The 24,083-nt window shown below is 62.6% G+C and carries 25 protein-coding genes; 10 read left to right on the forward strand and 15 right to left on the reverse strand.

Annotated elements, in window-relative coordinates:
• The first annotated feature begins 77 nt into the window (after nt 1-77).
• From FHX14_RS23335 to FHX14_RS23345, 3 genes are read left to right on the forward strand one after another with little or no spacing between them, the layout of a single operon-like run.
• The gene (locus FHX14_RS23335) at nt 78-1,043 is read left to right on the forward strand and encodes a homoserine kinase (RefSeq protein WP_184378945.1); all 966 of its coding nucleotides are present in this window, start codon (nt 78-80) and stop codon (nt 1,041-1,043) included.
• Nucleotides 1,040-1,495, forward strand: a complete 456-nt coding sequence (rnhA, locus tag FHX14_RS23340; protein ID WP_003588090.1) for a ribonuclease HI — start codon at nt 1,040-1,042, stop codon at nt 1,493-1,495. Before FHX14_RS23335 ends, rnhA begins: the two co-directional genes overlap by 4 nt.
• 25 nt (nt 1,496-1,520) lie before the next feature.
• Nucleotides 1,521-1,751 (forward strand): hypothetical protein, encoded by a 231-nt coding sequence (locus FHX14_RS23345; protein ID WP_184378947.1) that lies wholly within the window; start codon nt 1,521-1,523, stop codon nt 1,749-1,751.
• A 214-nt stretch (nt 1,752-1,965) separates the two neighbouring features.
• Here FHX14_RS23345 and FHX14_RS23350 read toward each other — a convergent pair whose 3' ends face one another.
• From FHX14_RS23350 to FHX14_RS23360, 3 genes are all read right to left on the reverse strand, one after another.
• Nucleotides 1,966-3,036: a putative zinc-binding metallopeptidase gene (locus FHX14_RS23350; RefSeq protein WP_184378948.1), complete on the reverse strand. Its 1,071-nt coding sequence runs from the start codon at nt 3,034-3,036 to the stop codon at nt 1,966-1,968.
• Nucleotides 3,037-3,128: 92 nt separating this feature from the next.
• Nucleotides 3,129-3,320, reverse strand: coding sequence for a CsbD family protein (locus FHX14_RS23355; protein ID WP_003546001.1), 192 nt, complete (start codon nt 3,318-3,320; stop codon nt 3,129-3,131).
• A 142-nt stretch (nt 3,321-3,462) separates the two neighbouring features.
• The gene (locus FHX14_RS23360) at nt 3,463-4,068 is read right to left on the reverse strand and encodes a YqgE/AlgH family protein (RefSeq protein ID WP_003588087.1); all 606 of its coding nucleotides are present in this window, start codon (nt 4,066-4,068) and stop codon (nt 3,463-3,465) included.
• 140 nt (nt 4,069-4,208) lie between these two features.
• Here FHX14_RS23360 and FHX14_RS23365 point away from each other — a divergent pair, with 140 nt between their 5' ends.
• From FHX14_RS23365 to FHX14_RS23385, 6 genes are all read left to right on the forward strand, one after another.
• Nucleotides 4,209-5,060 (forward strand): protein-disulfide reductase DsbD domain-containing protein, encoded by an 852-nt coding sequence (locus FHX14_RS23365; RefSeq protein ID WP_184378950.1) that lies wholly within the window; start codon nt 4,209-4,211, stop codon nt 5,058-5,060.
• 91 nt (nt 5,061-5,151) lie between these two features.
• Nucleotides 5,152-5,637 (forward strand): peroxiredoxin, encoded by a 486-nt coding sequence (locus FHX14_RS23370; protein WP_184378952.1) that lies wholly within the window; start codon nt 5,152-5,154, stop codon nt 5,635-5,637.
• A 699-nt stretch (nt 5,638-6,336) separates the two neighbouring features.
• The gene (locus FHX14_RS33405; protein WP_281414175.1) at nt 6,337-6,465 is read left to right on the forward strand and encodes a hypothetical protein; all 129 of its coding nucleotides are present in this window, start codon (nt 6,337-6,339) and stop codon (nt 6,463-6,465) included.
• Nucleotides 6,462-7,211 carry a metal ABC transporter ATP-binding protein gene (locus FHX14_RS23375; protein WP_184378954.1) on the forward strand — a complete coding sequence of 250 codons (750 nt, stop codon included), beginning with the start codon at nt 6,462-6,464 and terminating at the stop codon, nt 7,209-7,211. Before FHX14_RS33405 ends, FHX14_RS23375 begins: the two co-directional genes overlap by 4 nt.
• Nucleotides 7,208-8,080 (forward strand): metal ABC transporter permease, encoded by an 873-nt coding sequence (locus FHX14_RS23380; RefSeq protein WP_184379042.1) that lies wholly within the window; start codon nt 7,208-7,210, stop codon nt 8,078-8,080. The genes FHX14_RS23375 and FHX14_RS23380 overlap by 4 nt, the downstream gene beginning before the upstream one ends.
• 16 nt (nt 8,081-8,096) lie before the next feature.
• Entirely contained in the window at nt 8,097-8,996 is a 900-nt protein-coding gene (locus FHX14_RS23385) for a zinc ABC transporter substrate-binding protein (protein WP_184378956.1), read from the forward strand.
• A 31-nt stretch (nt 8,997-9,027) separates the two neighbouring features.
• Here FHX14_RS23385 and FHX14_RS23390 read toward each other — a convergent pair whose 3' ends face one another.
• The 6 genes from FHX14_RS23390 to FHX14_RS23415 all read right to left on the reverse strand — a co-directional run bounded on the left by FHX14_RS23390 (nt 9,028) and on the right by FHX14_RS23415 (nt 16,240).
• Nucleotides 9,028-9,336, reverse strand: coding sequence for a Dabb family protein (locus FHX14_RS23390; RefSeq protein ID WP_003588076.1), 309 nt, complete (start codon nt 9,334-9,336; stop codon nt 9,028-9,030).
• 157 nt (nt 9,337-9,493) lie between these two features.
• Nucleotides 9,494-11,674 carry a methyl-accepting chemotaxis protein gene (locus FHX14_RS23395; RefSeq protein ID WP_184378958.1) on the reverse strand — a complete coding sequence of 727 codons (2,181 nt, stop codon included), beginning with the start codon at nt 11,672-11,674 and terminating at the stop codon, nt 9,494-9,496.
• Nucleotides 11,675-12,057: 383 nt separating this feature from the next.
• Nucleotides 12,058-12,483: a hypothetical protein gene (locus tag FHX14_RS23400; protein WP_003588074.1), complete on the reverse strand. Its 426-nt coding sequence runs from the start codon at nt 12,481-12,483 to the stop codon at nt 12,058-12,060.
• A gap of 147 nt (nt 12,484-12,630) precedes the next feature.
• The gene (locus tag FHX14_RS23405; RefSeq protein ID WP_184378960.1) at nt 12,631-13,791 is read right to left on the reverse strand and encodes a M20 aminoacylase family protein; all 1,161 of its coding nucleotides are present in this window, start codon (nt 13,789-13,791) and stop codon (nt 12,631-12,633) included.
• Entirely contained in the window at nt 13,788-15,032 is a 1,245-nt protein-coding gene (locus tag FHX14_RS23410; RefSeq protein ID WP_184378962.1) for a Zn-dependent hydrolase, read from the reverse strand. The genes FHX14_RS23405 and FHX14_RS23410 overlap by 4 nt, the downstream gene beginning before the upstream one ends.
• Nucleotides 15,029-16,240 carry a diaminopropionate ammonia-lyase gene (locus FHX14_RS23415; protein ID WP_184378964.1) on the reverse strand — a complete coding sequence of 404 codons (1,212 nt, stop codon included), beginning with the start codon at nt 16,238-16,240 and terminating at the stop codon, nt 15,029-15,031. Before FHX14_RS23415 ends, FHX14_RS23410 begins: the two co-directional genes overlap by 4 nt.
• 104 nt (nt 16,241-16,344) lie before the next feature.
• Here FHX14_RS23415 and FHX14_RS23420 point away from each other — a divergent pair, with 104 nt between their 5' ends.
• Nucleotides 16,345-16,827 (forward strand): Lrp/AsnC family transcriptional regulator, encoded by a 483-nt coding sequence (locus FHX14_RS23420; protein ID WP_184378966.1) that lies wholly within the window; start codon nt 16,345-16,347, stop codon nt 16,825-16,827.
• Nucleotides 16,828-16,934: 107 nt separating this feature from the next.
• Here the strand turns inward: FHX14_RS23420 and FHX14_RS23425 are convergent, their stop codons facing one another.
• The 6 genes from FHX14_RS23425 to FHX14_RS23450 all read right to left on the reverse strand — a co-directional run bounded on the left by FHX14_RS23425 (nt 16,935) and on the right by FHX14_RS23450 (nt 24,081).
• Complete coding sequence (locus FHX14_RS23425) at nt 16,935-17,450, reverse strand: hypothetical protein (protein WP_041671315.1); 516 nt, start codon at nt 17,448-17,450, stop codon at nt 16,935-16,937.
• A gap of 160 nt (nt 17,451-17,610) precedes the next feature.
• A complete protein-coding gene (locus tag FHX14_RS23430; protein WP_184378968.1) occupies nt 17,611-20,523 on the reverse strand; it encodes a sensor domain-containing phosphodiesterase in 2,913 nt (970 codons plus the stop codon).
• Nucleotides 20,520-21,134, reverse strand: a complete 615-nt coding sequence (locus tag FHX14_RS23435) for a GNAT family protein (RefSeq protein WP_003588059.1) — start codon at nt 21,132-21,134, stop codon at nt 20,520-20,522. Before FHX14_RS23435 ends, FHX14_RS23430 begins: the two co-directional genes overlap by 4 nt.
• A gap of 29 nt (nt 21,135-21,163) precedes the next feature.
• Nucleotides 21,164-22,462 (reverse strand): pitrilysin family protein, encoded by a 1,299-nt coding sequence (locus FHX14_RS23440; protein ID WP_003588058.1) that lies wholly within the window; start codon nt 22,460-22,462, stop codon nt 21,164-21,166.
• Nucleotides 22,463-22,465: 3 nt separating this feature from the next.
• The gene (thrC, locus tag FHX14_RS23445) at nt 22,466-23,890 is read right to left on the reverse strand and encodes a threonine synthase (RefSeq protein WP_184378970.1); all 1,425 of its coding nucleotides are present in this window, start codon (nt 23,888-23,890) and stop codon (nt 22,466-22,468) included.
• Nucleotides 23,887-24,081 (reverse strand): hypothetical protein, encoded by a 195-nt coding sequence (locus FHX14_RS23450; RefSeq protein WP_167315871.1) that lies wholly within the window; start codon nt 24,079-24,081, stop codon nt 23,887-23,889. The genes thrC and FHX14_RS23450 overlap by 4 nt, the downstream gene beginning before the upstream one ends.
• Between the last annotated feature and the right edge of the window lie 2 nt (nt 24,082-24,083).

A 24,083-nucleotide genomic window follows, 5' to 3' on the forward strand; every position in this document is an offset into this window, starting at 1 on the left:
CCAGACGGAAATCCTATCGACGCCGGATGGTCGATCCGGCGGCCCAATAACCGCAATGCATGAAGGCGAGACCTCACTTGGCAGTCTATACCGATATCGCCGAAGACGATCTGAAGTGGTTCCTGACGGAGTATGACGCCGGCACGCTGCTCTCCTACAAGGGCATCGCCGAGGGCGTCGAAAATTCCAATTTCCTGCTGCATACCTCGAAAGATCCGCTGATCCTGACGCTCTATGAGAAGCGCGTGGAAAAGACCGACCTGCCGTTCTTCCTCGGCCTGATGCAGCATCTTGCCGCCCGCGGCCTGTCCTGTCCGCTGCCGCTGCCGCGCCGTGATGGCGCGCTGCTCGGATCGCTGTCGGGCCGCCCGGCGGCGCTGATCTCCTTCCTCGAAGGCATGTGGCTGCGGAAGCCGGAGGCCAAACATTGCCGCGAAGTCGGCCGGGCGCTGGCCGAAATGCATGTCGCCGGCGATGGTTTTGAACTCAAGCGCCCGAACGCGCTGTCAATCGACGGCTGGCAAACGCTCTGGGAGAAATCCGAGGCGCGCGCCGGCGAGGTCGAGGCCGGCTTGCAGGACGAGATCCGCGGCGAACTCGCTTTCCTCGCCGTCGCCTGGCCGAAGAGCCTGCCGGCCGGCGTCATCCACGCCGACCTCTTCCCCGACAACGTCTTCTTCCTCGGCGACGCGCTCTCCGGCCTGATCGATTTCTATTTCGCCTGCAACGACCTGCTCGCCTATGACGTCTCGATCTGCCTGAATGCCTGGTGTTTCGAAAAGGACGGCGCCTACAACATCACCAAGGGCACGGCGATGCTCGAGGGTTACCAGAGCGTGCGCCCTTTGAGCGGCGAAGAGATCGCCGCTTTGCCGGTGCTGTCGCGCGGTTCGGCGCTGCGTTTCTTCCTGACCCGGCTCTATGATTGGCTGACGACGCCTGAAGGCGCCATGGTCACCAAGAAGGACCCGCTCGAATATCTTCGCAAGCTGCGCTTCCACCGCCAGATTAAATCGCCGGCCGAATACGGATTGAGCCTATGAAACACGTCGATATCTTCACCGACGGCGCCTGCTCCGGCAATCCCGGCCCCGGCGGCTGGGGCGCCGTGCTGCGCTATGGCGACGTCGAAAAGGAGCTTTGCGGCGGCGAAGCGGATACGACCAACAACCGCATGGAACTGCTGGCGGCAATCTCGGCGCTGCAGGCCTTGAAAAGCCCGTGCGAGGTCGACCTCTACACCGACAGCGCCTACGTCAAGGACGGCATCTCCAAGTGGATTTTCGGCTGGAAGAAAAACGGCTGGAAGACCGCCGATAAGAAGCCGGTAAAAAATGCCGAACTCTGGCAGGCGCTCGAAGAAGCCCGCAACCGCCACACCGTGACGCTGCACTGGGTCAAGGGCCACGCCGGCCACCCGGAAAACGAACGCGCCGATGAACTTGCGCGCCGGGGCATGGAGCCGTTCAAGAAGGGCAAGGCGGTTTCGTTTTAAGGAGTGTTCTGTTCAGGAGGTGGATGTGTCATCTATTCCCACGACAATCGAACTGAGCTCGACGATAGATCGTATGGAGAGCGTGTATCGTCGGCAGGATGAGGCACGAGCGGTTTTCGATGTCTATGAAAGGCTCTGTCAGCGTTTCGAACAGGATTTGGCGGACGAGCGCGATCTGTTGCTCAGCAAGGCAGCAGCGCTGATGATGATTAAGTATTGGGTTGAGCAGAGAGGGTCGCACCCGCAGCGCGGTTGAATGTGGATGCGGCGCTGCCACGATTCCCCTTCTCCCCAGCGGGGAGAAGATGCCGGCAGGCAGATGAGGGGGCGTGCGACGACAGGAGCGAGGCACTGAGCGACAAGCGACGGGCAATGAATGGCGTGCCGTGCGGCCCCCTCATCCGACCCTTCGGGCCACCTTCTCCCCGCTGGGGAGAAGAGGGGGAGCCAGCAGCAACTCACCCCACCCGCTACGCCGCCGTCGCAGCCCCCTGGATGAGCCGGTGCAGATATTCGAGCTTTGCGACGACGGGTGAGGACAGCACGAAAGGGTAGGAGTCCGGCTGGCCCATGCTGCGCTGGATGGCGTTGATGGCCAGGCTGAGCGGCACCCAGGCGCTGACCAGCTGTTCGGCGCTGGTCGCCCGGTAGGGGAGAAAGTCTACTTCGCCGGCGATTTCCTCGTGGCCGCGCGGATCGATGGCGATGCCGAAGGCGCGGGCGGTTTCGAGTGTGTCGACGATATGGAGGTAATGGGCGAAACATTCGGCGAAATCCTCCCAGGGATGGGAGGCCGCATAGGCGCTGATGAAATTGTCCTGCCATCCCAGGGGCGCGCCGCCGGCATAGTGGTTTTGCAGGGCCGCCGCATAATCCTGCCGTTCGTCGCCGAAGACGGCGCGGAATTCCGCCAGGCCGTCGCGGTCGCGCACCAGCTTGTTCCAGATGAAATGGCCGGTCTCGTGGCGGAAATGGCCGAGCAGGGTGCGGTAGGGTTCGTTCATCGAGCTGCGTGCCTGCTCGCGCGTGGCATCGTCGGCCTCGGCGGCGCGGATGGTGATCAGGCCCTCCTCGTGGCCGGTCATGGCCGGCACGACATAACCGTTGCTCTCGATCGAATCCTCGAGGAAATCGAAGACCAGGCCGCCTTCAGGATCCTGCACCCGATCGGGATGCGGCAGCCTCCAGCGCAACAGCGAATAAAACAGATGACGCTGCGCCTGGCTGATGCGCCGCCAGCGATCGATGCCGTTCTGGGTATCGGTGTTCGGAACCAGCCGGTTATGGCGGCAGGCAACGCAGAATTCGCTTTCGCTGTCGCCATCCACCAGCCAGTTGCAGATATCGAGGCCGGCATTGGCGCAGAAGCGGACGTCGCGCTCGGGATTGGAAACAAGTTGCCAGAGCGTCTCGTCGCGCGGCTCCAGCGCATGCATGGCGAGATCACCCGGCCGGAAGCCGAGCCGATGGTTGCAGCGCACGCAATGGCGGTTGTCGAAGTGGACGACCTGATCGCAGTTGTCGCAGGCGAAAAGCTTCATCTTATGTCCCTGCCATGAGGGTGGGCGGATTAAAAAATGCCTGCCGCGCGAGGGGCGCAGCAGGCATGGTTGATAACGGATGAGCTTATGGCTCAGAGCCGGTCGACAGCGCCCTTGAGCTTGTCCTTGACCTTGCCGGTTGCGACCTGGCCCTTGCCTTTGGCTTCCTGAACGGCGCCCTTGGCTTGCATTTCGCGATCATCGGTGGCTTTGCCGACGGCCTGTTTGGTCTTGCCGGCAATTTCGTTTGCCTTGCCTGAGATCTTGTCGCTGGTACTACCCATATGTGATGTCTCCTTCGTCAAGCATGGGCCTCGTGCCCGTGTTTGCCGAAATGAAACGTCAGCCGGCGCAATTCGTTCCAGCTTTATCAGGCCAGCTTTATCAGGCCAGCTTTATCAGGCCAGCTTTATCAGGCCAGCTTTATCAGGCATGCCCGGCTTCGGCCGAAAGCATGGCAGCGGTAACGCCCATGCCGGCCAGCGCCCGCTCGTATTTGTCGTCGAGGCTGCGGTCGAAGATCAGTTCCTCATTGGCCGGGCAGGTGAGCCAGCCATTGTTGACGACCTCGTTTTCGAGCTGGCCGGCGCCCCAAGAGGAATAACCGAGCAGCATCGTCGCGCGCGTCGGCCCATCGCCTTTGGAGATGGCGCGCACGATGTCGAGCGTCGCCGTCAGGCAGATGTCGTCGCTGACGGGGATCGAGGAGTCGCTGGAATAGTCGTCCGAATGCAGCACGAAGCCGCGGCCGCTTTCCACCGGCCCGCCGGTCTGGATCGGGAAGTCGCGGGCGCGCTGCGGCAGCACGATCTGATCTTCCTGCTTGATCATGTCGAGATGCAGCAGCACATCGGTGAAGGTGAGGCTCTGCGGGCGGTTGATGACGAAGCCCATGGCGCCGGCATCCGAATGAGCGCAGATATAGATCACCGTGCGCGTAAAATTGCGGTCTTCAATGCCCGGCATGGCGATGAGGAACTGGCCATCGAAGAAGCCACGTTCCCGTCTGTTCTTCAGCGTCGATAAGGACATCGTTCCTCCTGCTGCCAACCGCACCGAGGCCTTGACAAGAGAAGCATGGGCCAATGTCACACATCAATCAACCAAAAATGAAGATTTAAATCGCCGCGACTTCTGGCGGCCAAACCGCAGTTTCGGTAAACCGTTGTTCCATGATGATTATTTCCTCGGTCCCGCGTCGGCTTTTCATGGCGGTCTTTTCGGCGGCCGCAGCCCTTGTCCCCCTTTGTTCCGCTCATGCGGAAATGAGCGCCTGGGCGGACAATGAGGGCGGCCGCATGCGGCTGGTGGCGCTGGCACCCGATGCCGGCGGCAAAATCCGCGCCGCCCTGCAGATCGAGCCGAAGCCCGGCTGGATCACCTATTGGAAAGAGCCCGGCGGCAACGGCATTCCGCCCCAGGTGACCATCGCTCCGGGCAGCGCTGTCACGCTCGATGCGATCGCCTATCCCGTCCCGAAGCATTTTTTCAACGGCGCGATCGAAGATATCGCCTATGACGCGCCGGTGACGCTGCCGCTGACGCTGAAGGCGGCAGGCAAAGGTCCGGTCGAGATCGACGCCTTGGCCTTTATCGGCATCTGCAGGGATATCTGCATACCCTTCCAGGCGAATTTTCAGCTGAAGCTTGGCCCCGCCATCCAGTCGCATCCGGAGGAGGAGACGATCCTCCGGGCGGCCGAGACAAGGCTGCCGCAGCCGCCGTCGGCCGATTTCGAGGTGACCGCGCATGCGATGTCGCTTGACAGGAAGACGCTGTCGCTGACGTTGGTCTTGCCGGCCAAGGGGTCAGGCGAGAGTAAGGGCGCCCCCGATATCATCGTCACCGGCCCGAGCGGCTATGCCTTCACCAAGCAGATCGGCGGCAAACGCGACGGCGCCAGCTTCAAGGTCGATGTCGCCATCGGCAAGTTGCCTGACAATTATGACATATCGGGCAAGCGCTGGGGCGTGCTGGTCATCGACGGCGCGCGGGCGATGGAGGCCACACTTGCCTTTGAATGACCGGCTCTTATAGTCGCGGCAGAGCCCCTGCGGCGCCCGCCGCCCAGCCGGAATCCCAAAACCCAAAAAACCGGAACTCAAGGAGAAGATCATGACCATCGCGATCGGCGACAAGCTTCCTGCCGCCACTTTCAAGGAAAAGACCGCCGACGGCCCGGTCGAAATCACCACCGAGCAGCTGTTCTCAGGCAAGCGCGTCGTGCTGTTTGCCGTGCCCGGCGCCTTCACGCCCACCTGCTCGCTGAACCACCTGCCGGGTTATCTCGAAAACCGCGACACCATCCTCGGCAAGGGCGTCGACGACATCGCTGTCATCGCCGTGAATGACTGGCACGTGATGGGCGCCTGGGCGCAATCCTCCGGCGGCATGGGCAAGATCCACTTCCTCGCTGATTGGGACGCCGCCTTCACCAAGGCCGTCGGCCTCGACGCCGACCTTTCCGGCGGCGGCCTCGGGCTGCGCTCCAAGCGCTATTCGATGCTGGTGGAAGACGGTGTTGTGAAGGCCCTCAACATCGAGGAAAACCCCGGCCAGGCCACGGTTTCGGGTGCTGCGGCGATGCTGGAACTGCTTTGAATTTTCGATAGATGTCGGAGCTGCCCCTCACCCTAACCCTCTCCCCGCACGCGGGGAGAGGGGACGTGCCAAACGCGACGCTGAGATTTAAAAGAGCGGGTGCGGCGTGTCCCTTCGCCCCGCAAGCGGGGAGAAGGTGGCGGCAGCCGGATGAGGGGCCCACGCCAACGGCGAATTTGGCAGAAACGCTCCCCCAATCTCCGTCATCCCAGGCCCCCGAGCCTGGGATCCAAGCCCCGTGCCGATCGAGGCGGAGTGGATCCTCGGGTCAAGCCCGAGGAGGACGGAGGGTGGGGTGAACTCTGTGGCAAATCCAGCGATGGGCGACGGAAAAGCGGCGTCGTTGCGCGTCCTGCCAATCGCGTTCCCCAATCTCCGTCATCCCAGGCCTTGAGCCTGGGATCCATGCCCAGTGCCGATGCCGATGGAGGGCGGGGTGGATCCTCGGGTCAAGCCCGAGGAGGACGGAGAGTGGGGTGGCTTTTGGAGCAACACAGCGATGTCTGGCCGGACGCGCGCGGACATTGCGCTTCTCTCCGGTTGCTCTGGTAGCGTCCAGCAAGCTCGGGCGACGCGCCCAGCTGTCAAATGGCCGCACCTCCCTCTCCGGCAATATCAACGCCACCAAGATGCCCCGCCGCAATCTCGCCGCAATCGTTATAACATAACCGTAATGTTATTACATTGTAGGATCAGCCAATGCCCCCGAGCCCCGACCGCCCCTCCGTCAGCCTGCTAGGACAGTCGGCTTTTTCAAGGGTGCTCGGCATCTCGCTCATCGTCGCCGTCCTCTGGCTGGCGATCCGCTGGGCGGTTCTGCTGCCATGACGCCGGTGATCCGTATCGACAATCTGACGGTCGCCTATAACCGGCACCCCGCCATCCATCACGTCTCCGGCGCCTTTGCGAAGGGCAGCCTGACAGCGATTGCCGGGCCGAATGGGGCTGGTAAGTCGACGCTGTTGAAGGCGATCATGGGGGAGCTTCGACCGGCCGAGGGCAGGGTCGAGCATCGGCTGGGGCGGGCGGAGTTTGGTTATCTCCCGCAGGCGGCCGAGATCGACCGGCGTTTTCCGATCTCGGTCATCGATACGGTCATGCTCGGCGCCTGGAAGACGGCAGGCGCCTTCGGCCGCATCGCGCCCGGCGAGATGAAAAGGGCGGGCGAGGCGCTATCCGCCGTCGGCCTTGAAGGTTTCGGAAAACGCCATGTCGGATCGCTATCGGCCGGCCAGTTCCAGCGTGTGCTGTTTGCCCGCCTGTTGCTGCAGGATGCCGGCATCATCCTGCTCGACGAGCCGTTTACGGCAATCGATGCCCGCACCACCAGGGACCTCATCGATATCGTCAGCCGCTGGCACGGCGAGGGCCGCACTGTCATCGCCGTGCTGCACGATTTCGAGCTGGTGCGAGCGCATTTCCCCGAGACCCTGCTGCTTGCCCGTGAACTTGTCGGATGGGGCCCGACCGCCGAGGTCATGTCGTCAGCCAATCTGCTGAAGGCCCGCGCCATGGCCGAGCGCTGGGACGAGGATGCCGAGGCTTGCGGCCCCGAGCAGGCGCCGGCGGCATGACGGTCTACGATCTCTTCCTCGCGCCCTTTGCCGATTTCGGTTTCATGCGCCGCGCGCTTGTCGCCTGCCTCTGCCTCGGGCTCGGCTCCGGACCGATCGGCGTCTTCCTGATGCTCAGGCGCATGAGCCTGATGGGCGATGCCATGAGCCATGCGGTGCTGCCGGGGGCGGCGATCGGTTACCTCGTCGCCGGCTCGCTGTCGCTGACGGCGATGGGGCTCGGCGGCCTTGTCGCCGGCCTGTCGGTGGCGCTGCTTTCCGGCGCCGTCAGTCGGATGACCGTGCTGCAGGAGGATGCAAGTTTTGCCAGCTTCTATCTGGCATCGCTGGCGCTCGGCGTGCTGATCGTCTCGCTGCGCGGCTCGAATATCGATCTGCTGCACGTGCTCTTCGGCACCATCCTGGCGATCGATGCTCCGGCGCTTTATCTGATCGGCGCGATCACCTCGTTGACCCTCGTCACCCTTGCCGTCATCTACCGGCCGCTGGTGGCCGAGTGTTTCGATCCCAACTTCCTGCGCGCCGTCGGCGGCCGCGGGCCGGTCTATCATGTGCTCTTCCTGCTGCTGGTGGTCCTGAACCTCGTTGCCAGCTTCCAGGCGCTCGGCACGCTGATGGCGGTCGGCCTGATGATGCTGCCGGCAGCCATCGCCCAGCTCTGGTCGCGCAGTCTAGCCGTGATGATGGCGATCGCGGCCGCCAGTGCCGCCGCCTCCGGCTATCTCGGCCTGATCGCCTCCTATCATCTCGAACTTGCCTCCGGCCCGACGATCATCATGACGGCGGCGCTGATTTACGCCTTCTCCATCCTTTTCGCGCCCTCGGGCATTGCCCGGCGCTTCTTTCCCCGCCCGCATCTGAAGGGCTGATCCCAAGGAGACTTCGATGACTTCGCACAGACTGCTTCTCTCCGCCGCCATCCCCGCTTTGATGGCGCTGTCGGCCGTGCCGGCCTCTGCCGAAACGCTGAAGGTTGTGGCGTCCTTCACCGTGCTTGCCGATGTCGTCAAACAGGTCGGCGGCGACCACGTAAAGGTGACAAGCCTCGTCGGGCCGAACGGCGATCCCCATGAATTCGAGCCGTCGCCTGTTGACGCCAAGAATTTGAATGCGGCCGAAGTGACCTTCGTCAGCGGCGAAGGCCTGGAAGGCTGGATGGACCGGCTGATCACCGCCTCGGGTTACAAGGGCAAGCCGGTGACGGTCTCCGAAGGCATTAACACCCGCACCATGGAAGAGGATGGCGAAAAAATCACCGATCCGCATGTCTGGAACAGCCCTGAGAACGTCAAGATCTGGGTCGCCAATATCGAAAAGGCGCTGTCTTCAGCCGATCCCGCCGATGCCGCTGCCTTCAAGGCCAATGCCGAGAAGTACACCAGGACGCTGAACGAATTGAACGCCTACGCCCATGCGAAATTCGACAAGGTCGCCGACGACCGCCGCAAGGTGCTGACCAGCCATGATGCCTTCGGCTATTTCGGCCGCGAATATAATGTCACTTTCCTGGCGCCGCTCGGCCTCTCCACCGAAAGCGAGGCCTCCGCCGCCGACGTCGCCAAGCTGATCGGGCAGATCAAGAGCGAGCATGTGAAGGCCTATTTCTTCGAGAATTCCAACGATCCCCGCCTGGTCAAACAGGTCGCCAAGGCAACCGGTGCCGAGCCCGGCGGCGAGCTCTATGTCGAATCGCTCTCCGACGCCAAGGGACCGGCGCCGACCTATGAGAAGATGTTCCGCTACAATGTCGACCAGCTCGCCGCCGCCATGGCGAAATCGAGCTGAGGAGCGAGGGGCTGCGGGTTCGCCCGCGGCCTCACAGGTTGAGGTCGAAGACCAGGATGCCGGCCAAGCCCCCATCGGTCGACGAGACGATGCGCTCGCCGACGGTCACGTGCTCGGGATGAATGAGATAGGCGTCGCGGGCCTCGGGGCTTTCGAAGGTCACGGCAAAGCCGTCGACGAAGCCGCCATGCAGGCCTTCGGGCGAAACGTTCGGCCCGTATTTGATATCCAATATGCCGGGAATGACCTGTTTCAGGGCGGCGATCGCCGCAAACAGTGATTGCTTCTCGTCTCCAGTCACCGCGGTCTTCAGCCGCAGGAATACGCAGTGCAGGATCATCAGTAAGCCTCCCGATTTTCTGTGTCGGCAGAATAGCCGCGAAAGCCGGGAGGGCAATGGGATTTATTTTCACGCAGGCGTTGCGGCGTGAAGGTCGGCTCTTCCGTTTATGCATGACGCCCGGAACCGCTGCGCGCCTCCGGGTGTCATGCATTGATCAGCTCGCCAGCTTCATCGCGGCCGGCGACTGGCTGCCGCGGGACATGGCGCCGCCGAGGCCGAAGCGGCCGACGACGGCTGCGAGGGTTTCCGTTTCCTGGGCAAGTCCCTGGGCTGCGGCTGTCGTCTCCTCGACCATGGCGGCGTTCTGCTGGGTGACCTTGTCCATCAGATCGGCGGCGGCGGAAACTTCCCGCAGGCTGGTTGCCTGAGCCTTTGCGCTGGTGGCGATTTCATTGACCGTGTCGCTCATGCCGACGACGCGATCGACGATCTTGGAGAGCGCCACGCCGGTTTCCTCGACCAGGTTGACGCCGGTCTGAACCTGCGACGACGACATCGAGATCAGCCCGCTGATTTCCTTCGCCGCCTGGGCGGAACGCTGCGCGAGCTCGCGCACCTCCTGGGCGACGACGGCAAAGCCCTTGCCGGCTTCACCGGCGCGCGCTGCCTCGACACCGGCATTGAGTGCCAGCAGGTTTGTCTGGAAGGCGATTTCGTCGATCACGCGGATGATATTGCCGATCTTGCCAGAGGAGTTCTGGATTTCGGTCATCGCCTCGATCGCGCGGGCAACGACCTCGCCGCCCTTTTCGGCGTCAGTGCGGGCAAGCTTCATCGTCTGCTGCGCGCTGTTTGCCCCGTCCGAGGTGTCGTTGACGCCGCGGGTGACGTCACCCAAGGCTGCGACGGTTTCCTCCAGCGAGGCGGCCTGCTGTTCCGTGCGCCGTGCCAGATCGTTCGATGCCGTCGAAATCTCGCCGAGGCCGGAGCGGATGGTGTAGACGGCGTTGACGACGTTGCGAATGGTGTCTTCCAAGGCGGAAACCGACGTGTTGAAATTCGCCCGGATCGTCTCGAATTCCGGCGCCACCTTCTCGTTCATCCGCACGGTGAGATCACCCGAAGCCAGACGATCGAACCGGCTCTGCACGACTTCGACGAAATGGCGCAGATCCTCCGCCTTTGCCTGCTCGAGGTCACCCTGGCGTTTGCGGTCGGTCTCGACCTGTGCCTGCAGCGCTTCCTGCTCGTCCTTGAGCGTCTCGCCGCGGGCGAGTTGATGGCGGAATTTCTCGAGCGCGCCCTTCAGGCTGCCGAGCTCGTCACCGCTGCCATTATGGTCGATCGGCTCGCGATAATTCCCGCCTGCCATTTTCTGGACGGCGCTCAGAATGCCCTTCAGCGGCTTGCCGATCAGGATGCGGCTCGCCGTCAGGATGACGCCGAGCATCACCGCCAGAATGAGAACGCCGCCGATGACGGTGTTGTAGATCTGCTGCCAGACCGGCGCCGAGAAGGTCGCGGCCGGCACGTCGAGAACGGCGGCCCAGGTGGTGTTCATGCCACGGGCGGTGAACGGATAGACCAGGCGCACGGCACCGTCGGGCAAGCCTGAAATCACCCGCATCTTGCCGTCGGCGAGCGCCTGCTTGACGTCGCCAGCACCAGCGTCGGCATAGTCCTTCATCAGATTGCCTTTGTCGGGATGGGCGAGCCACTTGCCGTCATTGGCAAGCAGCATGACCCGCCCGCCATCGAAGGGGTGCATCTCAGTCAGGGCAGCTGTGAGATCGTCGAGTTTGATATCGACGCCGGCGAGGCCAACCACAGTCCCGTTCACCCGCATCGGCACCGAAACCGAGGTGACCAGCTTTTTCATATTGGTGAGATAGGGGGAGGTGATGATCGCCTTTCCGCTCTTCAGCGGCGCGCTGTAATATTCGTCCTCAGGCTTGATGCTCCACGTCGAGAATTCCATCTTGCCGTCGTCGCCCTTCGTCCAATAGGGCGTGAAAATGCCTTCCTTGTTCAAGGCGTCCGTGCCGGTCGTCGGGTGGGGACCATCGATCAATTCACACATCCAGGCGCCGAACACGCTCGGATATTGCGGCGCCACGGTCTTGATCATCGCGACGATGTCGGCCCGGCTTTTCGATCCGCCCTCGACGAAACCGGAGAGGCTTGCGGCAAGAGCCGCGCCGGCCGAGGTGGCCTCGGTGATATCGGTCGCCACCTGCTGGCTGACCACGGCCGCCTGTTCCGTCGCCAGCGCCATGACCTCCCGCTCGGTATTGTTCTTGGCACTCACCGCGTTGAAGGCGGTGTAAGCGATCAGGACGCCGGCGATCGCGGTGCCGGTCGCCAGGATGAGTTTCGCTGAAACGGTTCTGATCATCTGAAAGCCCTTCATGTCGGCTGATGAAATGTGCTGTGGGCGCGAGGGAAAGACTGGCGGCGCTGAATGAGGGATTGCGAGCCACGCAGGCGTGCGGGTGAGGCACGCGTCTCTGTCTTCGAAACCAGGCGATTTGAAAATTTCGGCGGGCTCATCCCGAAGATGCAAGCGGAAACATCACCGCGCGCCGTGCGGATCGTCATCGAAGCGGCAATTTCTCCGCATCGCGATGACGATCATCATTGCAGGCAACACAAGATCAGCAGTCAGTGAATATAAGTTTAAGGGCTAGAGAAAAACCGCGCAGTGGGCCGCGTTCGGACGGTGAAAAACCAAGTGAATCACGCATGCCGATGACACAAGCCCATCAGGCAACATTGGAACTACATCTGATCGGTCGTGATCATCGAGCGCTTGTAGATCTTCTTTACGAGATCGCTGGACAAGGCGCGGGCCTGGTCTTTCTCCGCCGGTGTCATCGGCCGGCAGGTGTTCCTGAGGTTGGAACTGTCCAGCACTGTCGCAGCACCGGAATTGGCAATGACGAGGTGCCAGCTGCAGGAGGCGACCCTGTCGATGGTGACTGCGCCATGGCAGCCTGTCGACAGGCAGAAGGCAACGGTCACCTGGGCGCCGTGATCGCCCTTCTGCGCCAGATCCATGGCCGTCTTGTAATCCTTGACCCACCGCTCGCAATGCCCCTGTTTTTCTCCCGACAGGCAGCTCTTGGTGGCGGGAGTGAGTTCGCCGGCCTGAAGCGGCGAGACGCAAAAAACACCCAAGGAGAGGGTGAGCAGAAACTTGAGCATGGAATTTTCCTTGTGCAAGCCATGAGAGGCGCACATCGCAGGCCGTTGGTCAATGGTTTGGCGAAGGCGGTTGCAAATGCTCTCATCATTCGCGTAACCCACTGCCATCCGAAAACCGGCTCAAGGACAGTGGGCGGCGCCCGATCGTCAGCTGGCGTTCAACCGCCGACACACGATGCTCGCGTGGAATTTGGCGCCATGGATCAGTCCGGCGTCGTTGAAATCGTAATTCGGATTGTGAAGCGGCGCGGAACCTTCGCCATTGCCGAGGAAGACGAAGCAGCCGGGGACATGGTCGAGGAAGCGGGCGAAGTCTTCCGATCCGGTCATCGGCTCGCGCCGGACCTTGACGTTCTCGGACGGGAAGACGCTGCGGGCTGCGGCAAAGGCTTCCTCGGCCAGGGCGGCATCATTGAGCAGGGGAACGAATTCTCTCGTATAGTTCACTTCGGCCGAGACATTGTGGGCAAGCGCGGTGCCCTCGGCGATGCGGCGCATCTGCTTTTCGATCGCCGCGCTGACCTCCGGACGGAAGCTGCGGGCATCGCCGAGGATGCGGGCCAGTCCAGGCAGGGCGTTGCGAGTGCCGTCGGTCAGAAGCTCGGTGACGGAGACGACGCCGATATCGGTCGGATCGAGCCGCCTGGAAACGATGGTCTGGAGGTTCGTCACCAATGCGCAGGCGGCGACCAGGACTTCGTTGCCGGAGTGCGGACGCGCGGCGTGTCCGCCGACGCCCTTGAGCACGATCTCGAAATTATCCTCAGCCGACATGATCGCGCCGGCGCGGGTCTGGAAGACGCCGACCGGAAGGCCCGGCATGTTGTGCAGACCGTAGATTTCGTCGAAGGGAAAGCGCGTCATCAGCCCATCGTCGAGCATCGCCAGCGCGCCTTTGCCCCACTCCTCGGCCGGCTGAAAGATGAAGCGGACCGTGCCGTCGAAATCGCCGTCCTCCGACAGCATCTTGGCGGCGCCAAGCAGCATTGCCGTATGGCCGTCATGGCCGCAGGCATGCATGACACCGGCGGTCTGCGATCGATAGGGCCGATCACCCTGTTCGGTAATCCTCAGAGCATCCATGTCGGCGCGGAGCGCGATGGAACGGTTGCCGCCGCCGCGCCGGAGCGTTCCGACAACCCCTGTGCCGCCGACACCTTCGACAACCTCGTCGAGCCCGAACTCCCGCAGTTTCCGGGCGACGAAAGCCGCCGTCCGCTTCTCGTCGAAGCCGAATTCGGGATGGCTGTGAAGGTCGCGCCTCCAGGCGGTCATGTCCTGTTCCAGCTTCCGGCTGTCGACGCTCATCTCGGCAGTTCCCCTGTTGCAAGTCCGCAAACGACGTCGAGGAGGATATTCGCCCCCGCGACAAGCTCCGTATCTGATGTGAATTCCTTCGGATTGTGACTGATGCCGCCGCGGCTCGGCACGAAGATCATCGCCCCAGGCGCGATGCGGGCAATCATCTGGGCGTCATGGCCGGCGCCCGACGTCATGCGCTTGCACGCCAGGCCGCGATCCCTGGCGGCAGCTTCGATCAGGCGAACGATCGCCTGGTCGAAATTGACCGGCTCGAAGCGCGCCAGCCGTTCGACGGATATGCCAACCCCTTCCTCGGCCGAAAGCAGCTCGAGGAATGCGGCGAGCGCGGTTTCCTCTTCCTGCAGCCGGTCCTCGTCCGGATCGCGCAGATCGACCGTGAAGGTGGCGCGTGAAGGAATGACATTGATGGCGTTCGGCTCAAAAGCAATGCAGCCGACGGTCGCGACCGTCGGCGTGTTCGATGCCCTGGCGCGGTCGCGCAGAAAGGTGATGACGCGGGCAGCCGCGTAGCCGGCGTCGCGGCGCATCGAGATCGGTGTCGTGCCGGCATGGTTGGCATCGCCGTCGATGATCACCTTCTGCCAGGAAATACCCTGCAGGTTCTCTACCGCGCCGACCGGCACGCCCTTCCTTTCGAGAACAGGACCCTGCTCGATATGCAGTTCGACATAGGCGTGCGGCGTCATGAAGCCGGACGCATGGCTGCCGGCATAGCCGATCCGCGCCAGTTCATCGCCGAGCACCGTACCGTCAGTGCCCACCGTCTCGAGTGCTGCGGTGACATCGAGGCCTCCGGAATAGACCAGCGAACCCATCATATCCGGTGCATAGCGCACCCCTTCCTCATTGGTGAAGGCGGCAACGACAATGGGGCGCGACGGTTTAAAGCCTTCGCTTTTCAGCGTCTGGATCACTTCGAGGCCAGCCAGCACGCCATAACATCCGTCATAGATGCCGGCATTGATCACCGTGTCGATGTGGGAACCGATCATGATCGGCTTTTCACCCCCACCGGTGCCATTCCAGATACCGAAGATATTGCCGATCCGGTCGACGGCCACCTCCAGCCCGGCGTCCTCGAGCCAGGAGACGAACCGATCGCGCCCAAGCTTTTCGCTATCGGACGCCGCCAAGCGGACAAGCCTTCCCTCGGCATCGCGGCCGATCGCGCCGAGCTCGGCGATGCGTCCGAGCAGACGCGCGGAATCGATCGAACGATGGCTCATGCTGAAGCTCCAGTCCTGTCTTTCCAGGCGACCGCGGCCGGTGACAGCCCGACGATCTCCTCATACTTGCCGGGGTCGGTCGCGCCCTCGGTGTTGACCAGGAAGATGCGGGAATGGTCGTGGAGAGACAATGCCTGCTTGATCTCGGGATTGCCGACAGCGCGGATCAGCCCGGCAAGCCCGACCCCGCCGCTTTCGCCGGCGACAATCGCCGGGTCGTTTCCAGCCGGATCGGCAAGCCGCCTCATCACCGCGATTGCCTCGTCCTCATCCACGGTCATGAATGCATCGGCGACACGAGAGAGAATACGCCAGGCGACAAGTGAGGGTTCGTAACATTCGAGCATCGCCATGACGGTCGGCTCGCCATGGGCAACGGTCACCAGATGTCCGGCCCGCGCCGTTTCGAACAGGCAGGCGGCGCGGGCGGGGTCGACGACGGTGAAGGTCGGGCGTTCATCGCCGAACGCGATCGCCATGTGGCCTGCGACAGTGGCGGCGATCCCCCCGACGCCGGCCTGGATGAAGACATGGGTGGGCGGCTGCTGCATTGCCCTCAGCGCCTCCCGGACAAGGGCGGTGTAGCCCTGCATCACCAGCCCGGGAATGCGCTCATAACCCCCCCATGAGGTGTCCGAGACGATGGTCCAGCCTTTCTCCTCGGCAATGCGCGCCGCCTCCCGAACGGAATCGTCATAGGTCCCGTCGACACGGATCATCTCGGCGCCGAAGCGGGCGATGGCGGCGACGCGTTCGTCGCTGACCCCGGCATGCACGAAAATCGCCGCCCGGGCTCCCACCAACTGCGCACCTTGCGCCACCGACCGGCCGTGATTGCCGTCGGTGGCGCAGGCGACGGTCATCGTCTCGGCCACCTCTCGGACATCAGAAGAATGCAATTCCGAGATATCGACGGCACGGCCGAGCCTCCTTGCCGCTTCCTCGAGGACCAGCCGGATCACGGCATAGGCACCGCCAAGCGCCTTGAAACTTCCAAGGCCGAGCCGGTGGCCCTCGTCTTTCACATGGATCGAGCCGACACCGAGTTCGGCCGCCAGCGCCGGCAGATTAACGAGCGGCGTTTCCGCATGGTTTTCCCGGAAAGCCAGGTGCCGCTCCACCGCGTCTCCGGCCTCCATGCCGAGGATTTCGGCGTCCCGCGGGTCGAGGGGCTGACGGTAGTCGGCATTGCTATTCAGCAGAAACATAAGCGCCTTGTTTCAATTGTTCGGCTAAAACATATTGCAGGCGAGGTGAAAAAGGCGCTGTATTTCGGGCCTTGTTTTGCAATTTTGTTTCATTGGAGCCCGTTTTGAGCCGGCCACTAAAATCTCCCTTGGATGCTTTCGATCACAAAATCCTGGCGATCCTGCAAAGGGACAATATGACGCCGCAACGAACGATCGGCGAAGCCGTCGGCCTGTCTGCGCCTGCCGTCCAACGCCGGATCAAACGGATGACCGAGGACGGGGTCATCCGGGCAAATGTCGCCGTTCTCGACCCCGCAGCCCTCGGGCAATCGATCACCATCTTCGTCGAGGTGGAGGTGATCAGCGAAACGGCAAAACAGATCGAAGAGGCCAAAAGCCAGTTCGCCGCCGCGCCTGAGATTCAGCAGTGTTACTACGTCACCGGCGAGGCGGATTTCATCCTGGTCATCGTCGTCCCCTCAATGGCCGACTACGAGGCGCTGACGCGGCGGCTGTTTTTCGGGAACAACAACGTCAAGCGCTTCCGCACATTCGTCGCGATGGATCGGGTGAAGGTGGGCTTAAGCGTTCCCGTCGAGCGCTGAGACCGGCGCTTCAGGCCGCTTGGTCAGTGGAAAGCGCTCCCGGACATTCAGACGAATCGGCGACCATAGAAGTTCCGTACGCTACCTCAATCAATTCGCAAATCATTTCAGAAATTACACTGAACGGCCGAACATTTCACAATCACCTCTTGCCATTCGTAGTACCACAACAGACTTTGCGCGATAACAGTCGAGACCGCGACAACCAATATCATCTGTCGGAGCGTGAGGGATTTCCAAAACATAAGCCGAGCTAGAAGTAGGCAGCTCGTCATTCCTGCCGGAAACATCAAAACTGGCACGAATGAAGCAAATTCTGCCTCAGCTCGATTTTTCGGCGAACAGCACAAGAAGTATTGGTGGTCTTCCGAAAGCCCAAGAATGACTTCGGTCACCGCTATATACCCACTCCAAACCACCGACACCGGGCCAAGAAGAAACCCAACGCCAGCGACGACGAGGAATGCCCCGAATAAAAACAGGAACGGATTCAGGCCAATCATAAAAGCGAGCGTTTTCAGGACGAGGAAGACTGGCGATGCCAGAACACAAAGCAACGCCGCCGATGCCCAAGCCCGCTTTTGTCTCTGAGTTGGAAGGTCGACTTCGGCTTGCCCATCCATGCGCGGCCCCCCAAATGTGAAAAAGCAAAACGATTATGTGGTGGCAGTGGGTGGCCAAAAGCGCTGGGCCGGCGCTCCCTCCGGGCCTATCACTTTATCAGTCGTGGCCAAAGGTGGCCTTTGCCGCCGACGCGGTAACCGACGAAACCAGCAGGTTATCTCACGCCCGCTTGGTCAGCGGAAACCGCTCCCGCAGCAGCCGCAGCACCGATTCCGAAGCGATCGGCGGGCCGAACAGATAGCTTTGTCCGTAGCTGCAGCCCATCTTGGCGAGCTCGATCGCATCCTCGTTGGATTCGATACCCTCGGCCACCACCTTCATCTCCAGTTCGCGCGCCATTGCGATCACCGATCTGAGCACGGTCGCCTTCTTGTCGCTGCCGTCGCGCACCAGGGCCTTGTCGAGCTTGATCATGTCGAAGGGAAAACGGGTGAGATAGGCAAGCGACGAATAGCCGGTGCCGAAATCGTCGAGCGCCAGCCCGATGCCGGCTTCCTTCAGCTTCTGCAGCACGAGCCGGGCCTGTTCCGGGTTTTCCATCACCATGGACTCGGTCAGTTCGAGCTTCAGGCGCGAGGGCTGGCAATGGGTCTTGGCAAGAACCGAGCGCACATCGTCATAGAGCTCGTTGTTGAGCAGCTGCACGCTCGACAGATTGATCGACACGAAGATTGGCAGTTCGCCGGTCTGGTTCTGCCAGCTCATCAGATCGTTGGTCGCCTGTTCCAGCGCGAACATGCCGAGCGGGCCGATGAGATCGGAGGACTCGGCGATCGGGATGAATTCGGATGGCGGGATATTGCCGCGCTTGGGATGTTCCCAGCGCATCAGCGCCTCGAAGCCGGCGACCTCGACATCTTCAAGCCGGGCGATCGGCTGGTAGACCATCGACAATTCCTTGCGCTCGATGGCGCGGCGCAGATCGGTTTCGAGCTGCAGCCGGTCGGTGCCGAAATCGCGGAAGGCCGGCTGGAACGGCTCGACGCGGTTGCCGCCGGCCCGTTTTGCCCGGTACATCGCAAGCTCGGCGTCGCTGAGCAGGCCGGTGGCGCTCTCCTGCCGGTCCACCCACGAGGTCAGGCCGATCGAGGCCGTCAGGATGATCTCGCGGTTGGCGAAATTGATCGGCACCATGATCGCCTTGCTGATCGCATCGGCGAAATCGGCGACCTTGGCCGGATTGTGCTCGGACACCAGGATGAGGCCGAACTGGTCGCCGGCCAGCCGCGCCAGCGTGTCCTGCGGCTTCAACAGCCGGCGCAGGCGCCGGGTCAACGCGATGAGGATATTGTCGCCGGCCGCAACCCCGAGCGCATCGTTGACCAGCTTGTAGCGGTCGATGTCGATCACCATCACGGTCGGCTTGAGCGTGTCGCCGCCCGGCGCCAGCGCCAGCACCGCCTGCAGCCGGTCGAGGAACACCTGCCGGTTCGGCAGGCCCGTGAGATTGTCGTGCAGGGCATCGTGCAGCAGCCGCTCGATGGAATTCTTCTGCTCGGTCACGTCGACGATCGTGCCGACGCAGCGGATGATTTCGCCGTTCGAGCCGAGCACCGGCCGGGCGCGGATCAGCAGCCAGTGGAAATGCCCGTCCTCGGCGCGGATACGGAACTCGTGGTTCAGCCGGCCGCGACGGTGTTCGAGCAGCACGTCGAGCGTGGCGCGGAAGCGGTCGCGATCATCCGGGTGCAGCCGCGGCAGCCAGTTGCGCGCCGCCCCATGCATGGTGCCCGGCGATAGGCCGAGCTTGGCCGAGACGTCGGGAATGGTGACGACGCGGTCGCGCGCCACGTCCCAATCCCACACCATGTCGCCGGATCCGGTCAGCGCCAGCGATTGCCGCTCGAGATCGGAAAACAGCCCCTGCTGGAAGGCGCCGCCGGCAAAGGCGTGCTGCATGACGGTGAAGCCGATCAGAAGCACGATCAGCACCAGCCCGCCGCCGAGTGCCGGCTGGATGATGTCGTTGTCGAGCCGCCCGGTGACGGTCATCCATGCGCCGAACAGCCAGACGAGCGTCAGCGCCCAGGCCGGCACCAAAAGGATGGCGCGGTCGTAGCGGTTGAAGCCGAGATAGATGATCAGCAAGAGCCCGGTCGCCGCCGTCAGCGCGAAGGACAGTCGGGCGATGCCGGCGGCAATCGACGGATCGTAGATCGCCACGCCGAAGAGCAGGGCAAGGCCGAGCACCCAGGCAAGCGTGGCGTAACCGAGATGCGCATGCCAGCGGTTGAGGTTGAGATAGGTAAAGAGGAAGATGACGAAACTGGAGGCGAGCGCCACTTCGGCGCAGGCGCGCCATATTCGCTGGTCGGCCGAGGCGACGCTGATCAGTTTGCCGAGAAAACCGAAGTCGACGCAGATATAGCCGAGCACCGCCCAGGCGAGTGCCGCCGTCGCCGGCAGCATCGAGGTGCCTTTGACGACGAAGAGGATGGTCAGGAACACGGCGAGCAGGCCGGCAATGCCGAGCACGATGCCGCGATAGAGCGTGAAGGCGTTGATCGTGTCCTTGTAGGCGTTCGGTTCCCAGAGATAGATCTGCGGCAGCTCCGGCGTCGACAGCTCGGCGACGAAGGTGATGACGGCGCCGGGGTTCAGCGTGATGCGGAAGACGTCGGCCTCGTCGCTCGGCTGCCGATCGAGCGCAAAACCTTCGCTCGGCGTGATGGCGCTGATGCGCTGCGAGCCGAGATCCGGCCAGAACAGCTTGGAATTGACCAGGCGGAAATGCGGCGCGACGATGACGCGCTCCAGCTGTTCCTCCGAGACGTTGGCGAGCGCAAACACCGCCCAGTCGCCCTGGTGATTTTCCGAGCTTGCCCTCACCTCGATGCGGCGGCGGATACCGTCGGCGCCGGCAGCCGTCGAAACCTGGAAGGCCTCGCCCTGATTGACGTAGATTTCGGTCGTCGCGGTCAGATCGAGCGCGGTATCGTCACGGGAAATCTTCACCGGTTCGGCCGCCTGGGCAGCGCCCGCCGCCAGGGCGAAGGCCGCCAGGAAAAGGGCTGCGATCACCGCGATCACTCGTCCGGACGGTGACTTGGGCAGCATGCGGTCTCTGGTCATCGGCTGTCGGTTTTCCTGCCTTTATCCGTATCGGTGGCGAGACGTGAAAACATCACATGGTCATGCCACTGACCGTTGATCTTCAAGTATCCGCGCAGATAACCTTCCTGCTGAAACCCGGCCTTTTCAAGCAGACGGATGCTGCGCGCGTTATCTGGAATACAGGCTGCTTCGATACGGTGCAACTCAAGCCCGGTGAAGATATAAGGAATAACCATTTGCAGGGCGGCGAACATATGCCCCTGCCCGGCATGGCGCTCGCCCATCCAGTAGCCGATCATGCAGCTTTGCGCCGCACCCCGCCTGATGTAACCGATGGTGATGCCGCCGACGAGAGTGTGGTTTTCCTTGAGGAAAATGAACAGCGGAATGGCCTGGCCCGAGGCATATTCCTGCTTGCCGCGGATGACGCGGGCGCGGTAGGCGCCCTCGGTCAACTCGTCGCGCCGCCAGGTCGGCTCCCAGGGCTCCAGGAACTTGCGGCTTTCGGCGCGCAACCGGTGCCACTGGTTGAAATCCTGGTAGCGCGGCAGGCGCAAGAGATATCTGTCGTTTTCCAGCTCGACCGCATCCGGCTGCCGCGACAGAAACCGAAACACCGATTTTGGCATCGATCACTCCCGGCAGGACGGACGCCGGCTCAGCGGCCGGCCTGCATCGTCTTCGGTGCCGGGACCGAAAGCGAAGCGGTGATGTCTTCCATCGGCGCGAGCTGTTCCAGCGGACCGATCGCCGAAAGCGTCGGCACCGTGTCGTAGAACAGCCGGCCGGCGAGATCCGTCAGCCGCTCGATGGTGATGCCCTCAAGCCGTTCCATCATCTCCATATTGGAGATCGGCCGGCCGTAAAGCATCATCTGCCTGGCGATCTGGCCGGCGCGCGAGGCCGGGCTTTCCTGGCCCATCAGCAGTTGGGCGCGGATCTGGGCGCGGGCGCGCTCGATTTCCTTCTGGTGGATCTGATCGGCGGATTTGTGCAGCTCGTCGATGATGACGGGCACCAGCTGCGGCAGGTTTTCGCCGCCGGTCGCGGCATGAATGCCGAAGATGCCGGTGTCGGAAAAGCCCCAGTGGAAGGCATAGACGGAATAACAGAGACCGCGGAACTCGCGCACCTCCTGGAACAGCCTGGAGGACATGCCGCCGCCGAGGATATTGGCGAGGATCTGCGAGCAGTAGAAATCGCGGGCGTGATAGGGTTTGCCCTCGAAACCGAGCAGGATCTGCGCGTCCATCAGGTCGCGCGGTTCGCGCACGCTGCCGCCGATATAACGCGCCGCTTCCATGACCGGCGGCGCCGAAGGCTCGCTCGGCAGGCTGGCGAAACGATCCTCGACCATGCGCAGGAATTCGTCATGCTCGACGGCGCCGGTGGCGACGACGAACATGCGGTCGGTCGTGTAGTTGCGGCCGAGATAGCCGCGGATCTGCTGCGGGGTGAAGGAGACGACGGTCTCCGGCGTGCCGAGGATCGCCCGGCCGAGCGTCTGGTCGCGATAGGCGACTTCGGAGAACCGGTCGAACACCACGTCGTCGGGCGTGTCGTTGGCGGCATTGATCTCCTGCAGGATCACCTGCTTCTCACGCTCCAGCTCTTCCTCCTCGAAGGCCGATTCCGTCAGGATGTCGGCGAGGATATCGACGGCGAGCGGCACGTGGTCTTTCAGCACGCGGGCGTAGTAGGAGGTCGTTTCGGTCGATGTGGCGGCATTGACCTCGCCGCCCACATCCTCGATCTCCTCGGCGATCTGGCGGGCGCTGCGGCGTCCCGTTCCCTTGAAGGCCATGTGTTCGAGCAGGTGGGCGATGCCGTGCTCGTCTGCCGTCTCGTTACGCGATCCCGATTTGATCCAGACTCCGAGCGCAACGCTTTCAAGGTGCGGCATGGTTTCTGTCACTACTGTCAGCCCGGATTTCAGCCGGGTGCACTCAACTGTCATTGGCTATCTTTCTGCGCCTGCCGTCGTCTTGCCGCGGGCGTGTTTGCCGATAAAGGTCTCTACGGCTTTCAGCTCCGGTTCGATGATCTGGAAGCGCTCCTCCCTGTGCATCAGATCAGCAAGCCACGTCGGAAGCGCCGGGTCAATACCGCAGGCCGATTTTACGGCGGCGGGGAATTTCGCCGGATGCGCGGTCGAAAGCGTCACCATCGGCGTATTCGGCTTTTCCTTCTTGCTGGCGACGAAGACGCCGATCGCCGAATGCGGATCGAGCAGATAGCCAGTCTCGGCATGGGTCGTGCGGATCGTCTCGGCCACTTGTTTCTCGCTGGCGCGGCCGGCCCGGAAGTCGCGGCGGATCGCCTTCAGCGCCTGCGCGCCGATCTCGAAGCCGTTGGATTGTTTGAGGCTTTCCATGGCCGCGCGCACCTTCGAGGCGTCGCGCCCATAGGCTTCGAACAGCAGCCGTTCGAAATTTGACGAGATCTGGATGTCCATCGACGGCGAGCTCGTCGCCTTCACAGCCTTCATGTCGTAGCGGCCGGTCTTCAGTGTCCGCGCCAGAATGTCGTTTTCGTTGGTGGCAATCACCAGCCGGTCGATCGGCAGCCCCATGCGCTTGGCGCAGTAGCCGGCGAAGATGTCGCCGAAATTGCCGGTCGGCACCGTGAACGAGATCTTCCGGTCCGGCCCGCCCAAGGCCACCGCGGTCGTGAAATAATAGACGATCTGGGCCATGATGCGCGCCCAGTTGATCGAGTTGACGCCGGAGAGATTGACCTTGTCGCGGAACGCCGCGTCGTTGAACATCGCCTTCACCAGGTTCTGGCAATCGTCGAAATTGCCCTCGACGGCAAGCGCATGCACATTGGCGGCCGTCGACGTCGTCATCTGCCGCTGCTGCACCGGCGAGACCTTGCCATGCGGGAAGAGAATGAAGATGTCGGTGCGCTCGCGCCCGGCAAAGGCGTCGATCGCCGCCCCGCCGGTATCGCCGGAGGTTGCGCCGACAATCGTCGCCCGCTCGCCGCGCTTCTCAAGCGCATAATCCATCAGCCGTGCGAGCAGCTGCATCGCCACATCCTTGAAGGCAAGCGTCGTGCCGTGGAACAGCTCCATGACAAAACTGTTCGGCCCGGTCTGGACGAGCGGGGCGATCGCCGGATGGCGGAAGGTGCCGTAGGCCTCGTCGATCATCGCCCGGAAGGTCGCCTCGGGGATCTCGCCATTGGTGAAGGGCGAAAGGATGGTGAAGGCGATTTCCTGATAGGTCTTGCCCCTGAGCGCGCGGATTTCTTTCTTCGAAAACTGCGGCCATTCACGGGGAACATAGAGCCCGCCATCGCGCGCCAGGCCCGTCAGCAGGGCGTCGCAAAAGCCGAGGGCGGGGGCCTCGCCGCGGGTCGAGATATAGTCCACCTTGGTCATCCTTGATCTATCGCTTGAGGAAATTCGGCCGGGCCGGGCCGTGGCTCGCGCAGCCGGAAACCGGCGAGGGATGCGCTTGCGGCCATACCATCGCCGTTATCTTGTTGAAGTTGCCCGCATCCGGGGGCGAAAAGTGCATCAAAACGGCGCGTACCCAATCGATTTTTGTTTGCGCCGCTGATATAGACCATCG

Origin of the sequence: Rhizobium sp. BK619 (assembly GCF_014195245.1) — a bacterium.
GTDB classification, from domain to species: Bacteria; Pseudomonadota; Alphaproteobacteria; order Rhizobiales; family Rhizobiaceae; genus Rhizobium; species Rhizobium acidisoli.

Bases quoted from the DNA above. Each gene is read 5' to 3' on its own strand.
- rnhA (WP_003588090.1), top strand. From the start codon at position 1,040: ATGAAACACGTCGATATCTTCACCGACGGCGCCTGCTCCGGCAATCCC.
- FHX14_RS23430 (WP_184378968.1), bottom strand. From the start codon at position 20,523: ATGACCAGAGACCGCATGCTGCCCAAGTCACCGTCCGGACGAGTGATC.
- FHX14_RS23435 (WP_003588059.1), bottom strand. From the start codon at position 21,134: ATGCCAAAATCGGTGTTTCGGTTTCTGTCGCGGCAGCCGGATGCGGTC.
- FHX14_RS23410 (WP_184378962.1), bottom strand. From the start codon at position 15,032: ATGAGCCATCGTTCGATCGATTCCGCGCGTCTGCTCGGACGCATCGCC.
- FHX14_RS23450 (WP_167315871.1), bottom strand. From the start codon at position 24,081: ATGGTCTATATCAGCGGCGCAAACAAAAATCGATTGGGTACGCGCCGT.
- FHX14_RS23380 (WP_184379042.1), top strand. From the start codon at position 7,208: ATGACGGTCTACGATCTCTTCCTCGCGCCCTTTGCCGATTTCGGTTTC.
- FHX14_RS23395 (WP_184378958.1), bottom strand. From the start codon at position 11,674: ATGATCAGAACCGTTTCAGCGAAACTCATCCTGGCGACCGGCACCGCG.
- FHX14_RS23400 (WP_003588074.1), bottom strand. From the start codon at position 12,483: ATGCTCAAGTTTCTGCTCACCCTCTCCTTGGGTGTTTTTTGCGTCTCG.
- FHX14_RS23425 (WP_041671315.1), bottom strand. From the start codon at position 17,450: ATGGATGGGCAAGCCGAAGTCGACCTTCCAACTCAGAGACAAAAGCGG.
- FHX14_RS23415 (WP_184378964.1), bottom strand. From the start codon at position 16,240: ATGTTTCTGCTGAATAGCAATGCCGACTACCGTCAGCCCCTCGACCCG.
- FHX14_RS23365 (WP_184378950.1), top strand. From the start codon at position 4,209: ATGATGATTATTTCCTCGGTCCCGCGTCGGCTTTTCATGGCGGTCTTT.
- FHX14_RS23385 (WP_184378956.1), top strand. From the start codon at position 8,097: ATGACTTCGCACAGACTGCTTCTCTCCGCCGCCATCCCCGCTTTGATG.
- FHX14_RS23375 (WP_184378954.1), top strand. From the start codon at position 6,462: ATGACGCCGGTGATCCGTATCGACAATCTGACGGTCGCCTATAACCGG.
- FHX14_RS33405 (WP_281414175.1), top strand. From the start codon at position 6,337: ATGCCCCCGAGCCCCGACCGCCCCTCCGTCAGCCTGCTAGGACAGTCG.
- FHX14_RS23390 (WP_003588076.1), bottom strand. From the start codon at position 9,336: ATGATCCTGCACTGCGTATTCCTGCGGCTGAAGACCGCGGTGACTGGA.
- FHX14_RS23370 (WP_184378952.1), top strand. From the start codon at position 5,152: ATGACCATCGCGATCGGCGACAAGCTTCCTGCCGCCACTTTCAAGGAA.
- FHX14_RS23350 (WP_184378948.1), bottom strand. From the start codon at position 3,036: ATGAAGCTTTTCGCCTGCGACAACTGCGATCAGGTCGTCCACTTCGAC.
- FHX14_RS23440 (WP_003588058.1), bottom strand. From the start codon at position 22,462: ATGACAGTTGAGTGCACCCGGCTGAAATCCGGGCTGACAGTAGTGACA.
- FHX14_RS23355 (WP_003546001.1), bottom strand. From the start codon at position 3,320: ATGGGTAGTACCAGCGACAAGATCTCAGGCAAGGCAAACGAAATTGCC.
- FHX14_RS23360 (WP_003588087.1), bottom strand. From the start codon at position 4,068: ATGTCCTTATCGACGCTGAAGAACAGACGGGAACGTGGCTTCTTCGAT.
- thrC (WP_184378970.1), bottom strand. From the start codon at position 23,890: ATGACCAAGGTGGACTATATCTCGACCCGCGGCGAGGCCCCCGCCCTC.
- FHX14_RS23405 (WP_184378960.1), bottom strand. From the start codon at position 13,791: ATGAGCGTCGACAGCCGGAAGCTGGAACAGGACATGACCGCCTGGAGG.